Raw genomic sequence first — 14,215 nt, 5'->3', positions numbered from 1 at the left:
GGCCCTACGCCCCGGCGAGCATCTTGTCCCAGCTTTCCTGGATGAAGGTTTCCATGTCCAGATAGGCCTCGTAGGCGGGATGGATGACCGGTGTGCCAGAAACGGCGGCGAATTCCGCATCCGTCAGCCCGGCCGCTTCCTGGCTGACCAGGGGGGCGGTGCCGATCATCAGGCTCATCAGCTTCTGGGTCGTCGGATCGCACGAGAAATTGACGAATTCGGCCGCCTCGCCGCCCTTGGTCGACAGGCCCGCCAGACACCAGGACCCGTAATCGCCCGGGTTGCCTTCCTTGGGGAACAGGGGCTTGATCGGAAACCCGTCGGCCGCCATCAGCCCCGCCACGTCGAGGTAGTACATGCCCCCCACGATATCGAGGTTCTTCATCCCCTGTTCCATCTGGCTTTCCGCCGACCACCAAAGGGCGACGTTCGGCTTGATCTCGGCGGCCTTTTCGATCAGCGCCATGATCCCGTCCTTGGTCTTGAAGGTCTCCTGACCTTCGAAGAAGGTCGCGGCGATCACGTCCAGGAAGTGTGAGTTGAAAAGCTTAGAAATGCCCAGCGACGCCTCGAACCGGCTGGTGTCCCAGAACTCGGCCCAGCTTTCTGGGGTCTTCACTTCGTCCGGATTGATCACCATGGCCGAAAACCACGCCATCGCACCCACGCCGATGGTGCCGGCCTTGTCCTCGAACGCATAGTAATCGTCGAAATACTTCAGGTTCGGGATTGCGGCGGCGTCCATCGGCTTCAGGATGTCGCCGATCCGGCTGGCCTTTATCATCGTGTCGCGAGAATAAAGCGACAGGTCCGCCGGTACGTTGCCCGCATTGGCCGCCTGTTGCATCGTCACCAGCCAGTCGGACGAATTCGGCTGCGTCACGCTTTCGACGGCGATGCCGGTGGCCTCGGTGAATTTCGGATAGACATGTTCCTTCAGGCTGTTTTCGAAATACCCGCCGTAGGAACCGATCTTCAGCGACCGTTCCTGCGCGATCAGCGGCGCGCCAAGGCTGCCGGCCGCGGCAAGGGTCGCGGCGCCGGCACCGCTTTTCAGCAGGGTGCGCCGGCTGAGGGTGGACTTCATAGCCATGTGATGGATCCTTTTGGTGCTGGCCATCGTTTGTCGGGCCATTTTTTGGGAACAAGCGGACGGTTCAGACTACCCGGGGCGTCCCCGTCGGCGCCCCTTGGTCAAAGTCTGGAAATGGCCCCAGCGACCTGTCCATTCACGGACCATCCAGCCGCCCGTGCCGGCCCGGATTTGATCGCATTCGGTGCATTTTCGGGCCTGTTTGCCCATGGAATGGACTGGTTTCGCAAATCTGCCCTGTCCGCGAACGAACCGCTTGTGAGTCGCCCGGACTGGGCGCCAGTCTGGACCGATCACGGGGCATTCATGGAACGGAGAGGCCTGATGAACAAGGTTGTCGCAAAGGACCAGACCGCGGTGACCATCGAGGATGCGGCCCTGCCGGTCATCGACGTGTCCGGTCTTCTGTCCGGGGTGGCCGAAGATGCCGCCCGCGTCGGGGCCGAACTGGGCCGTGCCGCGCGGACATCGGGCTTCTTCTACATCACCGGGCACGGTGTGCCGCAGGCCCTGATCGACGACCTGTTCGCCGCGTCGAAGGCGTTCCACGAAAAGTCGCGGTCCTACAAGATGAAGTACTGGTGCGGCTTCACCACGAACCATCGCGGCTATGTCCCGTTCGAGGAGAATGGGTCGAACTTCCCCAAAACGATCAACTTCAACGAAGCCTGGGACATGTCGTTCGAGGCGCCGGCGGACCACCCGGACTACATCGCGAAATGGCGGATGACAGGCCCGAACGTCTGGCCCGACATCCCCGGCTGGCGGACCACCGTTTCGACCTATTACGATACGATCTTCGCGCTGGGCCTCAGGATGCTGGACGCGCTTGCGACGGAACTGGGCGTCGACCCGGCCGAGCTGCGCCAGCACATCACGTGCCCCACCTCGCAGCTGCGCATGCTGCGCTATATCGAAAACGACCACCCGGCCACGAAGGAGTCGATGGGCATTTCGGCCCATTCCGACTTCGAGTGCTTCACGATCCTGCTGCAGGGTGGCCCCGGTCTTCAGGTCATGAATGCCGAGGACATCTGGATAGAGGCGCCACCCGTGCCGGGCACCTTTATCGTGAACATCGGCGACATCTTCGAGACGTGGTCCGGCGGCCAGTTCAAGTCGACCCAGCACCGGGTCGTGAACACCGGGCGCGAACGCTATTCCTTCCCGTTGTTCTTCGGGCTCGACTACCACACGGCCATCGAACCGCTGGAGAAGTTCCGCACGCCCGAGGTCGCGGCGAAATACCCGCCGATAAAGGCCGGGGATCACCTGATGCGGATGACGACCAACGGTTTCCGCTACATCGCCGACGCCGTCCGCACCGGCGATTTTGTCCCCGACTACGAGATCCCCGAGGAAAACCCCTTCATGCGAGAGGCGCGGGACCCCGTCGCCGAATGAGGCCGCATCCCGATTTCGCGGATACGCCAATGCCGCGCGAGGCAGAGGTCGCCAATATGCGCCTGGCGCCCCTGGGCCCGGACGACCTGGAGGAAGATTTCGCTGCGGTCACCGAAAGCTGTGGCAAGCTGCACGGTCTCTTCGGCGACGACTGGCCCCGCGGCCTGACGCTTCGGGACGACGCGCTGGATCTCGCCTGGCACCTTAAGGAATTCGACCTGTCGCGCTCCTTCGCCTGGGCGATCCGCGACCGGCGGCACTACTACCTGGGCTGTGCCTATCTTGTCCCCGAACAGGGGGGCAGGGGCACCGCCGAAGGCTGGGTCTGGTTCCGCGCCGGCGCGCTCTCGGACGCGGGCGAGACGGTCGCGATCCTCGCCGTCCAGGCCTGGCTGCGGAAGACGGCCCCGGTCCAGGTCCGCTTTCCCCAGAACCTGCTCTGATCCCTCAGCCGGACTTGCGCGCAACCAGATCGACCAGCGCCGACAGGCCGGAATGGCCCGGGCCTTCGTCGACCTCGTGGTCGTAATCGTCGATCCGCAGGATCTCCATGTCGCCGAAGGCCTCTGTCAGAAGGTCCACCGTGTACATGTTTTCGGCCTGTGGCGGCCCGCCGGTCTTGTAGCTCACCTGTCGCGGCGCATAGCCGTGCAGCAGCAACAGCCCACCCGGTGCCACCGCCTGTTTCATCCAGCCGAACAGCTGTGCCCGCAGATCCGGCGGCGCGAACTGGATGAAGATCCCCACGACGGCGTCATATTCCCGCGACCAGTCCCACGCTTCGATGCCAGAGATGTTGAAGTCGACCGCCACCTTCCGGAACTCGGCCAGCGCACGCGCCTTTTCCACACCCACGGTCGAGGCATCGAAGGCCGTCACCGCATGCCCCAGCCCTGCCAGATGGACCGAATTCCGCCCTTCGCCATCGGCCACACACAGGACCCGCGACCCCGGCTCCAGACGCCCCGCCTCCCGCTTCACGAAATCCGCAGGCTCGGTCCCAAACAGGAACCCCTCGGTCGCGTAACGATCGTTCCAGTTCATGCCTGCCATCCGCTTCTCCACGTGTCGTCCTGGCGCAATCTAGGCCGATTCCGGACCGCAGTCCAAGCACGCCCCTTCGCTTCTTTGGTCTTCAAATACCTCGGGGGGAGTCCGCGCCTTGGCGCGGGCGGGGGGCAGAGCCCCCCCGGGCATGCTTCAGAACAGGGACAGCTGATCGCCAACCTGGGGCGGCACGGCGAAAAGATCCGTGCGCAAGGGCGGGGCCGCCTCCTCCAGCCCCAGCCGCTTGACCGCCGCGCTGAACCGCTGCGCGATCATCTCCGCATAGCGTCCTTCGCCGCGCATCCGGTGTCCCCAACGCGGATCGTAATTCCGCCCGCCATGCATTTCACGCACCCGCGCCATCACCTTGCCTGCGCGTCCCGGCGCATGTTCCTCCAGCCATTCCTGCCACAGTTCCGACACCTCCCGCGGCAGGCGCAGCATGATCCAGCTGGCCGATGTCGCCCCCGCCTCCCGGCCCGCGGCCAGGATCGCCTCCAGCTCGTGATCCGTCAGCCCCGGCACGACGGGCGATGTCATGATGCGCACGGATATCCCCGCATCCGACAGCCGCCGGATCGCGGCCAGCCGCCGCGCGGGCGAGGGCGCGCGCGGTTCCATCCGCCGCGCCAGGTCCGGGTCCAGCGTGGTCACCGAAATGCCCACCCGCGCCAGGCCGGCCGTGGCCATGGGCGCCAGAATGTCGATATCGCGTTCCACCAGTGCGCCCTTGGTCACGATAGCCAGCGGATGGTTGAAGTCGCGCAGTACCTCAAGGCAGGCGCGGGTGATGCCGCGGTCCCGCTCCACCGGCTGGTAGGGGTCGGTATTGGTGCCTATGGCCATAGGCGCCACCTTGTAGCGCGGGGCCGACAGTTCCTTCCGCAAGACCTCGGGCGCCGTCGGCCGCGCGATCAGCCGGGTTTCGAAATCCAGCCCCGCCGACAGGCCCAGATAGGCATGGGTCGGTCGTGCGAAACAGTAGATGCAGCCGTGTTCGCACCCGCGATAGGGATTGATCGACCGGTCGAAGGGCAGATCGGGCGAGGCGACATAGTTCACGAAGCTCTTCGGCTGCTCCTCGGATATGGTGGTCCGGAAGGCCGGCCGGTCCTCGACGATCTCCCAGCCGTCCCAGATTTCCTCACGCCGCGGATCGAACCGCCCGGGCGCGTTGCTGACCGCACCGCGTGCCTTCCGCCGCTTCGCATCGATTCCCGGGACATGTTCCATGCATCCAAGTCTGGAACATAATGGGAACATTCGCAAGATGCGCCGCAAGAATACCCTTGTGCCCGCTTCGGGTGCCGCCGAGAAAACCGCCTGTACGGCAGGGTTAGGGGCGCCATGTCGCGAAAGGTCGGTCCCGGTTGAATGCAGGTCGGAAATTTACCAGTGTTCAAGACACCTATTGGCATTAGGTAGGCAAAATCGCCCTGACCCCGAGGAGTCGCGCCATGGCTGATGAAGAAGAAGAGATCATCCTGTCGGAACTGGATGACGAGGAACTCGTCCAGCAGATGTTCGACGATCTCTACGATGGCCTGAAGGACGAGATCGAGGAGGGCGTTCATATCCTGCTGGACCGCGGATGGGAGCCCTACAAAGTCCTGACCAATGCGCTGGTCGGGGGCATGACCATCGTGGGCCAGGACTTCCGCGACGGAATCCTGTTCGTGCCCGAAGTGCTGCTGGCGGCGAACGCGATGAAGGGTGGGATGGCGATCCTGAAGCCGCTTCTGGCGGAAACCGGTGCGCCGACCATCGGGCGCATGGTGATCGGCACGGTCAAGGGCGACATCCACGACATCGGCCAGAACCTGGTGACGATGATGATGGAAGGCGCGGGCTTCGAGGTGATGAACATCGGGATCAACAACCCGGTCGAAAACTATGTCGAGGCCGTGAAGGACTTCGATGCCGACATCCTGGGCATGTCCGCGCTGCTGACGACGACGATGCCCTACATGAAGGTGGTGATCGACGCGATGAAGGAGCAGGGGATCCGCGACGACTATATCATCCTGGTCGGCGGCGCGCCCCTGAACGAGGAATTCGGCAAGGCCATCGGCGCCGACGCCTATTGCCGCGATGCGGCCGTTGCGGTGGAAACCGCCAAGGACTTCATGGCCCGCAAGCACAACCAGATGGCCGCCGGCTGACGAATCTGGGGACCCTTCGACCCGGTCGAATGGTCCCCTCCAAAGTCATCTTCGCGGAGCCGCCGTCGCGCTGCCGGTTCGAGCGTGGCCGCTGCCCCCCGTCAAGGGGACGGGAGCCCCGCGCGGCACGTGCGGCTTGCCCTTGACGGGGCGGCGGGCAGGCTCAGGCAGCAGAAGCGACGGTGGATCCGTGACGATGGGGGCCCATCTTCGTGGTGAGCCAGAGCCTCTTTCGTCACTGGCTCCGGTGGCTTTGTTGATTTCGCCGCCACGTGCGCCCGGAACACGGCAGGAGGATCCATGCCCATTCCGACCGATACGTCCCTGACAGAGTCGGGTTTGGCCCTGACCGGGGAAGCGGCTCCGGACCGGATCCTGTTGATTGCCTGCGGGGCGCTGGCGCGCGAAATCCTCGACCTTGTTGCTGTCAATGCTTGGGACCATGTGTCGGTCACCTGCCTGCCCGCGATCCTGCACAACCATCCGGATCGCATCACGGGGGCGGTCCAGGCGGCTGTCGACAAGCATCGCGACAGCTATGCCGCGGTCTATGTCGTCTATGCCGATTGCGGCACCGGCGGCCTGCTGGAACGCGCCTGTGCCGAGATGGGCGTGGAGATGGTGGCAGGCCCGCATTGCTATTCCTTCTTCGAAGGCAACGCGGCCTTTGCCGAAAAGGCAGAGGAGGAATTCACCGCCTTCTACCTGACCGATTTCCTGGTCCGGCAATTCGATGCCTTCGTCTGGCGGCCGCTGGGGCTGGACCGGCATCCGGACCTTCGGGATACCTATTTCAGCCATTACGAGAAGCTGGTCTATCAGGCCCAGACAGAGGACCCGACGTTGACAGAGCTTGCCCGGGGCCATGCGGCGCGGCTTGGGCTGGCGTTCGAACGGCGGTTTACCGGCTATGGAGACCTGGCGCGGTCGCTTGAGGTCTGGGCCGGGCGGGATCGCTGACGGGCGTCCACTCTGTCGAACGGATGTGCCATTTGGCGATGCCGGGCGCGGACCGGCGGTCCTTGCTGGGTCAGGAAAGCCCGGATGGCCGGGCGACCGGCCTCTGGTACGAAATCGGAGACGGCCGACTGGTGCGCGGCCGCCGGTGATTTCGTTGTCGAACAGACCTTCCCGGCGGGCGGCCGTCAGCCCAGCTTCAGCCGGTTTACCGCGCTGTCGGGCAGGAAGTGGTGCAGCGTGTTCATCCACAGAACGAATTTCAGCGATCCGTCTGCAACCCGTTCGATGATCCAGTCCTCGCCCACGATGCAGCGGAGCGGGGGGCGGCCGTCCTCTTCGGGGAAATGCGCCTCCCAGTAGAAGGATCCGATGGCGCGGACGCGGTCGGGGTCGTCCGACAGCTGCGCCAGGACGAAATCGCCCAGGACCAGATGTTGGGACGCGAATTGCTGATGATAGGCGTGGTGTTCGTCCAGCGTCATCGTCACGCCGCTTTCCTGGACATAGATCCGGGCGGGGTGGTGCAGGAAGAAGGTCTCGCGTTCCGCGATGGTGCCGCCATGGCGCAGCGTGTCGCACCAGGCTTCGCCCAGGGCCAGAACTTCATCCAGGGTAATCGTCATGAAATGCCCCTGATATCAAATGGTACGCAGATTGCTACCATGACCGGGACAGGACCGTGAACCCGGATCTGCGGATATCGCCATCCGTCGAATCGACGGGGCGATATCCGGACACTTGGCGGCTCAGCCGCGCCGGCGGCCGCGGCGGGCGCGCTTGGGCGAATCATCGTCTTCGTTCGGCGCTTCCGTGCCGTCGAAGGCAGAGCTGAAGGGGCCCAGGACCTCGACGATCTTCTCCAGCGTCGGCGCCTCGTCCCGGGGGCGGCTGTCCAGCGCTTCGCGCATGGCGCGCAGGTGGTCCGGCGTGGTGCCACAGCAGCCGCCGACGATCCGGGCGCCTGCATCGCGGGCCATGCAGGCATAGGCCGCCATCAGGTCCGGCGTGCCGTCATAGTGGATGTGGCCTTCGACATATTTCGGGATCCCGGCATTGCCCTTGGCGATGAAGGGGCGGTCGTGATGCTGGGCGGCAAAGCCCAGCACGGTACGCATCAGGTCCGACGCGCCGACTCCGCAGTTCGCGCCATAGGCGATGGGGGGATTCGGCAGTTCCTCGACCAGATTGGACAGGCCGGCCGAAGTCAGGCCCATCATGGTCCGGCCGGCGGTGTCGAAGCTCATCGTGCCGCACCAGGGCAGGCCAGCCAGGGCAAAGGCCTCGGCCGCTGCACGGTATTCCTCCGGGGCGGAAATCGTTTCCAGCCACGCGATGTCGACGCCGCCTTCCTTCAGGCCCTCGGCCTGTTCGTGGAACATCTCGACCGCAAGGGAATGGGACAACGCGCCCACCGGCTCCATGATCTCGCCCGTGGGGCCGACGGATCCGGCGACGATGACCTTGCGTTCGGCCTTGTCGGCCACCTCGCGGCCCAGTTCGGCGCCGACGCGGTTCAGTTCGCGCACGCGCTTCTGGGCGCCGTGCAGCTTCAGCCGGGCCGCGGTGCCGCCGAAGGTGTTGGTCAGGAACAGGTCGCTGCCCGCGTCGACCGGGCCCTGGTACAGTGCCAGGATCTTCTTGGGTTCATCGACGTTCCAAAGCTCCGGCGCGTCGCCCGCTTGCAGGCCCATGTTGAACAGCGTCGTGCCGGTGGCGCCATCGGCCAGCAGCACCTCCTTTGCGGCAAGGGCTTTGGACAGGGCGTTCTCGGGGACAGCAGCGGTTGTCATGGTACCTTCCGGGTTCGGAGAATCGAGCTTCGGTCACGCTTCGGTGTCACGGGCGTGAGGACGGAGCAAGGTCGAATAATTCATGAAGAACATGAAAAGCAGCGCGAACGGACAAGCCGTCGCGCTGCCGGGCACACTCAACCGAAGGGGTATTCAGTTCTGTTCGGTCATGATCTCGGCCTTGGCGACCGGCAGAAGCTCGACCATCTTGACCCGGATTTCGTCTTCGGTTGCCTTGTCGCCCAGGTCTGCCTTGACCTTGCGCACGACATCCTCGTGACCCGCTTCCTCGAAGTCGGCGGACACGACGGTCATGGCGTAAGTAGCGGCTTCTTCAGGGGTCTTGCCCATCAGCCCGGCCGCCCAGAGGCCCAGCATCTTGTTCCGCCGTGCGACGGCGCGGAATTGCATTTCCTCGTCGTGGGCGTATTTTGCCTCGAAGGCCTGTTCGCGATTGTCGAAGGTGCTCATCGGCCAGTACCCTTGTGCAGCAGACGTGATCGCGGCAGATATGCCGATATGCCACCTTTCGTGCAAGGGGCTGGCGTCTGCTTGCGACACTGCGGACCTTGGATTATGAGGGCCACAGCGGCCGGACTGCATCCGGTCCACATCCGAAAGGCACCCCGATGGCGCGGCGCAAGAAAATCTACGAAGGGAAGGCCAAGATCCTCTACGAGGGTCCCGAGCCCGGAACCATCGTGCAGTATTTCAAGGACGACGCCACTGCGTTCAACGCCGAAAAGCGCGACGTGATCGAAGGCAAGGGCGTGCTCAACAACCGGTTGAGCGAGTTCTTCATGAACGGTCTGAACGCGGTGGGCGTGCCCACGCACTTCATCCGCCGGCTGAACATGCGCGAACAGCTTGTCCGTTCGTGCGAGATCATCCCGCTGGAAGTGATCGTGCGGAACTACGCGGCCGGTTCGCTGTCCAAGCGGCTGGGCCTGGAAGAGGGCACGCAGCTGCCCCGGCCGATCGTCGAATACTGCTTCAAGGACGACGCCCTGGGCGACCCGCTGGTCACCGAGGAACATATCGCGGCCTTCGGCTGGGCCAGCCAGCAGGACATGGACGACATCCTAAGCCTGGCGCTGCGGGTCAACGACTTCCTGTCCGGCGTGATGCTGGCGGTCGGTATCCGCCTGGTCGACTTCAAGATCGAGATCGGCCGCGTCTACGAAGGCGACTTCCAGCGTCTTGTGGTGGCGGACGAGATCAGCCCCGACAGCTGCCGGCTGTGGGACATCGAGACCGGCCAGAAGCTGGACAAGGACGTCTTCCGGCGCGACCTGGGCAACCTGACGGATGCCTATTCGGAAGTGGCGCGGCGCCTGGGTGTGCTGCCCAAGAACGCGTCGCCCATGTCGAAGCCGACGCTGATCAACTAATCGGGGCCTTCGGGCCGGCATGGCAGGGCGCTTGCCAGCGCCTTTTCGCGCCATTTTCAGGAGTGCATGGGATGAAGGCACGGGTGACGGTGCATCTGAAGACCGGGGTTCTGGATCCGCAGGGCGAGGCGGTGCGCCACGCGCTGGGGACGATGGGCTTCGACGGGGTCCAGGGCGTGCGTCAGGGCAAGGTTCTTGATCTTGACCTGGCGGACGGGACCACGAAGGAGCAGGTGGCCGAGATGTGCGAGAAGCTTCTCGCGAACACGGTGATCGAATCCTACACGATCGAGATGGCCTGATGCGTGCCGGCGTCGTGACCTTCCCGGGGTCGAATGCGGACCGGGACCTGGCCGAAAGCTTCCGCAAGGCGGGGGCCGACGTGACCATGGTGTGGCACAAGGACACCGAACTGCCGGCGGGCCTGGACATCGTCGGCGTGCCCGGCGGGTTTTCCTTCGGCGACTACCTGCGCTGCGGTGCCATCGCCGCGCAGTCGCCGATCATCCGCGCGGTCAAGGATTTTGCCGACAAGGGCGGCCACGTGCTGGGCGTCTGCAATGGCTTTCAGGTGCTGACGGAAACCGGCCTGCTGCCGGGGGCGCTTCTGCGCAATGCCGGGCTGCACTTCGTCTGCCGCACGGTGGGCCTCAAGGTCGCCACGTCGAGCTCGGTCTTTACCCAGGGCTACAATGCGGGGGACGAGATCATGATCCCGATCGCGCATCACGACGGCAACTATTTCGCCGACGAGGCGACGCTGAAGCGGCTTCAGGACGAGGATCGGATCGCCTTCACCTATACGGCGAATCCGAACGGGTCGATGAACGACATCGCCGGCATCCTGTCGGAAAACCGCCGGGTGCTGGGCCTGATGCCCCATCCGGAACGCGCGTCGGAATCCGCCCATGGCGGCACCGACGGGGCGGCAATGTTCCGCGTGTTGGCCGAGATGCTGGCAACCGCCTGACTTGTGAAGGCTACGCCGCAAGCGTAGCCTTGCCTGCATGGACGAAAACCGCCCTTCTGACGACCGCGCAGCGCCTTCCGCCGATCCGGCGGAGGCGCTTGTGGACGCGCCGCGCCCGCGCCGCAGGCGAAGCAGTGCCGACCGGCGCCGTCGGCGCACGCGGATCGGGGTGGGGATCCTGCTTCTGGTGGCCGCGGTCACCGTCTGGACCACCAATCAGCTGCTGACCGACCGTTTCACGGAAACGACCCGCAACCGGGCCGAATTGCGCCTTGCGCTTTATTCCGGGAACCTTCTTTCGGAACTGCGGCGGAACGCCATCGTGCCCCAGCTTCTGGCCCGCGACCCGACCCTGATCGGCGCCCTGAACTCCGGCGATTTCAGCCAGTCGACCCAGCGCCTGATTTCCTTCGACGAGGAAATCGGCGCCGCCTCGCTGATGCTCTTGGACCGGGACGGCCGCACGGTGGCCGCGACCGACCGCAACCGGCTGGGGTCGATCCACCGTCTGGATCCGTTCTTCGTCGATGCGACGCGGTCCAATACCACCGTCTTTTCCGTCACCCGGCGGGACAGCGGCGCCTACGGCTTTGCCTATTCCCGCCGGATCGAGAACGGGACCGAACTGCTGGGCGTCCTGGTGGTCGAGGTCGACCTGCAGAAGTTCGCCCGCGCCTGGGCCGGGATTTCGGACGCGGTGCTGGTCACCGACAGCACGGGGGCCATCATCCTGGCGACGGAACCGCGCTGGCTGGGCCTGTCGGAACAGGAGGCGATCGCCCGCGAGGCGCCGATCAACGCCATCGAACGCGCGATCCGGGCTACGGCCGACTGGGGCGCGCTGCCGCCCGATGCGTACCTGTTCGGCGAGGCGGTGATGCGGCTTCAGACCCGGATCCCGTTCCAGGGCTGGCGGATGACGTCCTTCACCAGCTACGCATCGGTGCGCGAGAAGGTGAACGGCGTCCTGGCGCTGGAGATCATGGGCTTCGCCATCCTGCTGGCGCTGGTCTTCTACTTCACCAACCGCAAGACTGCGCTGCGGATGGCCCTGTTCCAGCGCGAATCTGCGGAACTGCGGGAACTGAACGCCCGCCTTCAGCGCGAGATCGCCGAACGCATGCGGGTTCAGGAAACCCTGGCCGTGACGGAACAGTCGCTGGCGCAAAGTTCGAAGCTGGCGGCCCTGGGCGAGATGGCGGCGGCGGTCAGCCACGAACTGAACCAGCCGCTGGCGGCGATGAAGACCTATCTGGCCGGTGCGCGCCTGCTGATCCGCCGCAACCGCCACGAGGAGGCGCTGGCCTCGTTCGGGCGGATCGACGGGCTGATCGAAAGGATGGGGGCCATTACCCGGCAGCTGAAGACCTATGCCAGGAAGGGCGGCAGTACGCTGATGCCGGTGAACCTGGGCGATGCGCTGTCTTCGTCCCTGTCGATGATGGAACCGCAGCTGCGTACCCGCCATGTCCGCCTTACCCAGATCCTGCCGACCGAGCCGGTCTTCGTCATGGGGGACCAGATCCAGATCGAACAGGTGATCATCAACCTCTTGCGAAATGCGATCGACGCCACGAAATCTGTGGCGAACCCGGAACTGGACGTGATCCTGGCCGCGGGCGAGACCGCCAGCCTGACGGTCCGGGACAATGGCTATGGCGTTGAGGATTTCGACAAGCTTTTCGAGCCATTCTACACCACCAAGCAGCCGGGTGACGGTGTGGGGCTGGGGCTCGCGATCTCTTCCGGGATCGTGAACGACCTGGGTGGCCGGCTGACCGCCCGGAACGGCGAGGCCGGCGGGGCCGTGTTCGAAATGCGGCTGCCGATCCTTCGGCGCCGCAGCGAAGCCGCGGAATAATGCGCGCCCTGCGTGGAACTTTTGGGTCCCGCGGGGCGTATTGCTTATGCCGAAGACCGACCCGGGCGCAGATCCGGGCCCTTCGGCAGTCGGAACAGGGACGACAAGGGGACCGGTGACAGGGCCCTATGACAGGGCCGACGGACGGCGCCACGCGCGCCGCAACAACGTAAGGAGACCGCGGAATGGCGCAGTCCATGAAGATCGCGATCGTGGATGACGAGCAGGACATGCGGCAGTCGATCAGCCAGTGGCTGGCGCTGTCGGGGTACGATACCGAAACCTTTGCTTCGGCCGAAGATGCGCTGAAGGTGCTGGGGCCGGAATATCCCGGGATCGTGATATCCGACATCAAGATGCCGGGCATGGACGGGATGCAGTTCCTGAAGAAGCTGATGGGGTCCGACAGCGCGCTGCCTGTGATCATGATCACCGGTCACGGCGATGTCCCCATGGCGGTCGAGGCGATGCGCGTCGGTGCCTATGATTTCCTGGAAAAGCCCTTCGATCCGAACCGGATGTCGGACCTGGCGCGCAAGGCGGCCAATGCCCGCCGCCTGACGCTGGACAACCGCCAGTTGCGGCGAGAGCTGTCGGACGGCACGCTGATCATGAAGAAGCTGGTTGGCAACAGCCCGGTTATGGAACGCCTGCGCGAGGATATTCTGGACCTGGGCCAGGCAGACGGCCACGTTCTGATCGACGGCGAGACGGGGACGGGCAAGACGCTGGTGGCCCATGCGCTTCACGCCGTGGGCGGCCGCGCCGGCAAGAAATTCGTGCTGGTCAGCTGTGCGGCTTACGAGGAGGAGGCACTGGCGCGGCGCCTTTTCGGCCCGATGCAGCCCGATGACGAACGCCTGCCCGCCATGGAAGAGGCCCGCGGCGGCACGCTGGTCCTGGAAGATATCGAGACGCTGAGCGAGAGCCTTCAGGCCAAGCTCTTGAGCGCCATCAACGAACAGGGCACCCCTGGCGAGACCCGGATCGTCGCGATTTCGAACATGCAGGAGGCGGGCCGCACCTGCGAGGACGCCCTTCGCCCGGACCTCTTCTACCGTTTGGCGGCGCTTCGGATCACGGTCCCGGCGCTCAGGATGCGGGGCGAGGATATCCTGACGCTGTTCACGCACCTGAGCGAACAGTTCGCCGAGGAATACGGCTGCGAACCGCCGCAGATTTCCGCCCAGTCGGCGGCGCAGATCCTGCGTGCGCCCTGGCCCGGCAACGTGCGCCAGCTGATCAACACGGCCGAACGTGCGGTGCTGCAGGCCCGGCGTGGGTCGGGCACGATCGCATCGCTGCTGATTTCCGATCACGAGGAGATGCAGCCGGTGATGACGACCGAAGGCAAGCCCCTGAAGGAATATGTCGAGGCGTTCGAGCGGATGCTGATCGACAACACGATGCGGCGCCACCGTGGGTCCATCGCGGCGGTGATGGAAGAACTGTGCCTGCCGCGCCGGACGCTGAACGAGAAGATGACGAAGTACGGCCTTCAGCGGGCCGATTACCTTTGATGTCGGCGGCGGGATGA

General features: G+C 64.8%; 15 protein-coding genes. 9 read left to right on the top strand and 6 right to left on the bottom strand.

Annotated features, from left to right (window positions below; translation table 11 throughout):
• Positions 1–4: 4 nt before the first annotated feature.
• Positions 5–1,093, bottom strand: coding sequence for an extracellular solute-binding protein (locus FQK05_RS04015; protein WP_158964564.1), 1,089 nt, complete (start codon positions 1,091–1,093; stop codon positions 5–7).
• A gap of 324 nt (positions 1,094–1,417) precedes the next feature.
• Here FQK05_RS04015 and FQK05_RS04010 point away from each other — a divergent pair, with 324 nt between their 5' ends.
• Both FQK05_RS04010 and FQK05_RS04005 read left to right on the top strand, forming a co-directional pair.
• Positions 1,418–2,497 carry an isopenicillin N synthase family dioxygenase gene (locus FQK05_RS04010; RefSeq protein WP_158964563.1) on the top strand — a complete coding sequence of 360 codons (1,080 nt, stop codon included), beginning with the start codon at positions 1,418–1,420 and terminating at the stop codon, positions 2,495–2,497.
• Positions 2,498–2,526: 29 nt separating this feature from the next.
• Complete coding sequence (locus FQK05_RS04005) at positions 2,527–2,940, top strand: hypothetical protein (protein WP_233270347.1); 414 nt, start codon at positions 2,527–2,529, stop codon at positions 2,938–2,940.
• Between the two features lie 4 nt (positions 2,941–2,944).
• Here the strand turns inward: FQK05_RS04005 and FQK05_RS04000 are convergent, their stop codons facing one another.
• Both FQK05_RS04000 and FQK05_RS03995 read right to left on the bottom strand, forming a co-directional pair.
• Complete coding sequence (locus FQK05_RS04000) at positions 2,945–3,541, bottom strand: SAM-dependent methyltransferase (protein ID WP_158964561.1); 597 nt, start codon at positions 3,539–3,541, stop codon at positions 2,945–2,947.
• Between the two features lie 156 nt (positions 3,542–3,697).
• Complete coding sequence (locus tag FQK05_RS03995) at positions 3,698–4,777, bottom strand: PA0069 family radical SAM protein (RefSeq protein WP_158964560.1); 1,080 nt, start codon at positions 4,775–4,777, stop codon at positions 3,698–3,700.
• A gap of 224 nt (positions 4,778–5,001) precedes the next feature.
• Here FQK05_RS03995 and FQK05_RS03990 point away from each other — a divergent pair, with 224 nt between their 5' ends.
• Positions 5,002–5,706: a corrinoid protein gene (locus FQK05_RS03990; protein ID WP_158964559.1), complete on the top strand. Its 705-nt coding sequence runs from the start codon at positions 5,002–5,004 to the stop codon at positions 5,704–5,706.
• Positions 5,707–6,006: 300 nt separating this feature from the next.
• Entirely contained in the window at positions 6,007–6,666 is a 660-nt protein-coding gene (locus FQK05_RS03985) for a DUF1638 domain-containing protein (protein WP_158964558.1), read from the top strand.
• Between the two features lie 185 nt (positions 6,667–6,851).
• Here the strand turns inward: FQK05_RS03985 and FQK05_RS03980 are convergent, their stop codons facing one another.
• The 3 genes from FQK05_RS03980 to FQK05_RS03970 all read right to left on the bottom strand — a co-directional run bounded on the left by FQK05_RS03980 (position 6,852) and on the right by FQK05_RS03970 (position 8,927).
• The gene (locus FQK05_RS03980) at positions 6,852–7,289 is read right to left on the bottom strand and encodes a hypothetical protein (protein ID WP_158964557.1); all 438 of its coding nucleotides are present in this window, start codon (positions 7,287–7,289) and stop codon (positions 6,852–6,854) included.
• Positions 7,290–7,412: 123 nt separating this feature from the next.
• A complete protein-coding gene (bmt, locus tag FQK05_RS03975; RefSeq protein ID WP_158964556.1) occupies positions 7,413–8,456 on the bottom strand; it encodes a betaine--homocysteine S-methyltransferase in 1,044 nt (347 codons plus the stop codon).
• Positions 8,457–8,609: 153 nt separating this feature from the next.
• A complete protein-coding gene (locus tag FQK05_RS03970) occupies positions 8,610–8,927 on the bottom strand; it encodes a DUF1476 domain-containing protein (RefSeq protein WP_158964555.1) in 318 nt (105 codons plus the stop codon).
• A gap of 158 nt (positions 8,928–9,085) precedes the next feature.
• On the opposite strand from FQK05_RS03970, the gene purC reads away from it, so the two are divergent.
• The 5 genes from purC to FQK05_RS03945 all read left to right on the top strand — a co-directional run bounded on the left by purC (position 9,086) and on the right by FQK05_RS03945 (position 14,198).
• Positions 9,086–9,847, top strand: a complete 762-nt coding sequence (gene purC, locus FQK05_RS03965; protein ID WP_158964554.1) for a phosphoribosylaminoimidazolesuccinocarboxamide synthase — start codon at positions 9,086–9,088, stop codon at positions 9,845–9,847.
• Positions 9,848–9,918: 71 nt separating this feature from the next.
• Positions 9,919–10,149 (top strand): phosphoribosylformylglycinamidine synthase subunit PurS, encoded by a 231-nt coding sequence (gene purS / locus FQK05_RS03960; RefSeq protein ID WP_158964553.1) that lies wholly within the window; start codon positions 9,919–9,921, stop codon positions 10,147–10,149.
• Positions 10,149–10,817, top strand: a complete 669-nt coding sequence (gene purQ, locus FQK05_RS03955; RefSeq protein ID WP_158964552.1) for a phosphoribosylformylglycinamidine synthase subunit PurQ — start codon at positions 10,149–10,151, stop codon at positions 10,815–10,817. Before purS ends, purQ begins: the two co-directional genes overlap by 1 nt.
• 37 nt (positions 10,818–10,854) lie before the next feature.
• Positions 10,855–12,678, top strand: a complete 1,824-nt coding sequence (locus FQK05_RS03950; RefSeq protein WP_158964551.1) for a sensor histidine kinase — start codon at positions 10,855–10,857, stop codon at positions 12,676–12,678.
• A gap of 185 nt (positions 12,679–12,863) precedes the next feature.
• Entirely contained in the window at positions 12,864–14,198 is a 1,335-nt protein-coding gene (locus FQK05_RS03945; protein WP_158964550.1) for a sigma-54-dependent transcriptional regulator, read from the top strand.
• The last annotated feature ends 17 nt before the right edge of the window (positions 14,199–14,215 follow it).

Origin of the sequence: Chachezhania sediminis (genome assembly GCF_009765275.1) — a bacterium.
GTDB lineage: Bacteria > Pseudomonadota > Alphaproteobacteria > Rhodobacterales > Rhodobacteraceae > Chachezhania > Chachezhania sediminis.
This window is presented reverse-complemented; position numbering and strand designations above follow the sequence as displayed.

Excerpts from the sequence above, each read along its gene's own strand:
- FQK05_RS04015 (WP_158964564.1), bottom strand. The coding sequence starts at position 1,093 with ATGGCTATGAAGTCCACCCTCAGCCGGCGCACCCTGCTGAAAAGCGGT.
- purC (WP_158964554.1), top strand. The coding sequence starts at position 9,086 with ATGGCGCGGCGCAAGAAAATCTACGAAGGGAAGGCCAAGATCCTCTAC.
- FQK05_RS03950 (WP_158964551.1), top strand. The coding sequence starts at position 10,855 with ATGGACGAAAACCGCCCTTCTGACGACCGCGCAGCGCCTTCCGCCGAT.
- FQK05_RS03980 (WP_158964557.1), bottom strand. The coding sequence starts at position 7,289 with ATGACGATTACCCTGGATGAAGTTCTGGCCCTGGGCGAAGCCTGGTGC.
- bmt (WP_158964556.1), bottom strand. The coding sequence starts at position 8,456 with ATGACAACCGCTGCTGTCCCCGAGAACGCCCTGTCCAAAGCCCTTGCC.
- FQK05_RS04005 (WP_233270347.1), top strand. The coding sequence starts at position 2,527 with ATGCCGCGCGAGGCAGAGGTCGCCAATATGCGCCTGGCGCCCCTGGGC.
- FQK05_RS03990 (WP_158964559.1), top strand. The coding sequence starts at position 5,002 with ATGGCTGATGAAGAAGAAGAGATCATCCTGTCGGAACTGGATGACGAG.
- FQK05_RS04000 (WP_158964561.1), bottom strand. The coding sequence starts at position 3,541 with ATGAACTGGAACGATCGTTACGCGACCGAGGGGTTCCTGTTTGGGACC.
- FQK05_RS03945 (WP_158964550.1), top strand. The coding sequence starts at position 12,864 with ATGGCGCAGTCCATGAAGATCGCGATCGTGGATGACGAGCAGGACATG.
- purQ (WP_158964552.1), top strand. The coding sequence starts at position 10,149 with ATGCGTGCCGGCGTCGTGACCTTCCCGGGGTCGAATGCGGACCGGGAC.
- FQK05_RS04010 (WP_158964563.1), top strand. The coding sequence starts at position 1,418 with ATGAACAAGGTTGTCGCAAAGGACCAGACCGCGGTGACCATCGAGGAT.
- FQK05_RS03970 (WP_158964555.1), bottom strand. The coding sequence starts at position 8,927 with ATGAGCACCTTCGACAATCGCGAACAGGCCTTCGAGGCAAAATACGCC.
- FQK05_RS03995 (WP_158964560.1), bottom strand. The coding sequence starts at position 4,777 with ATGGAACATGTCCCGGGAATCGATGCGAAGCGGCGGAAGGCACGCGGT.
- purS (WP_158964553.1), top strand. The coding sequence starts at position 9,919 with ATGAAGGCACGGGTGACGGTGCATCTGAAGACCGGGGTTCTGGATCCG.
- FQK05_RS03985 (WP_158964558.1), top strand. The coding sequence starts at position 6,007 with ATGCCCATTCCGACCGATACGTCCCTGACAGAGTCGGGTTTGGCCCTG.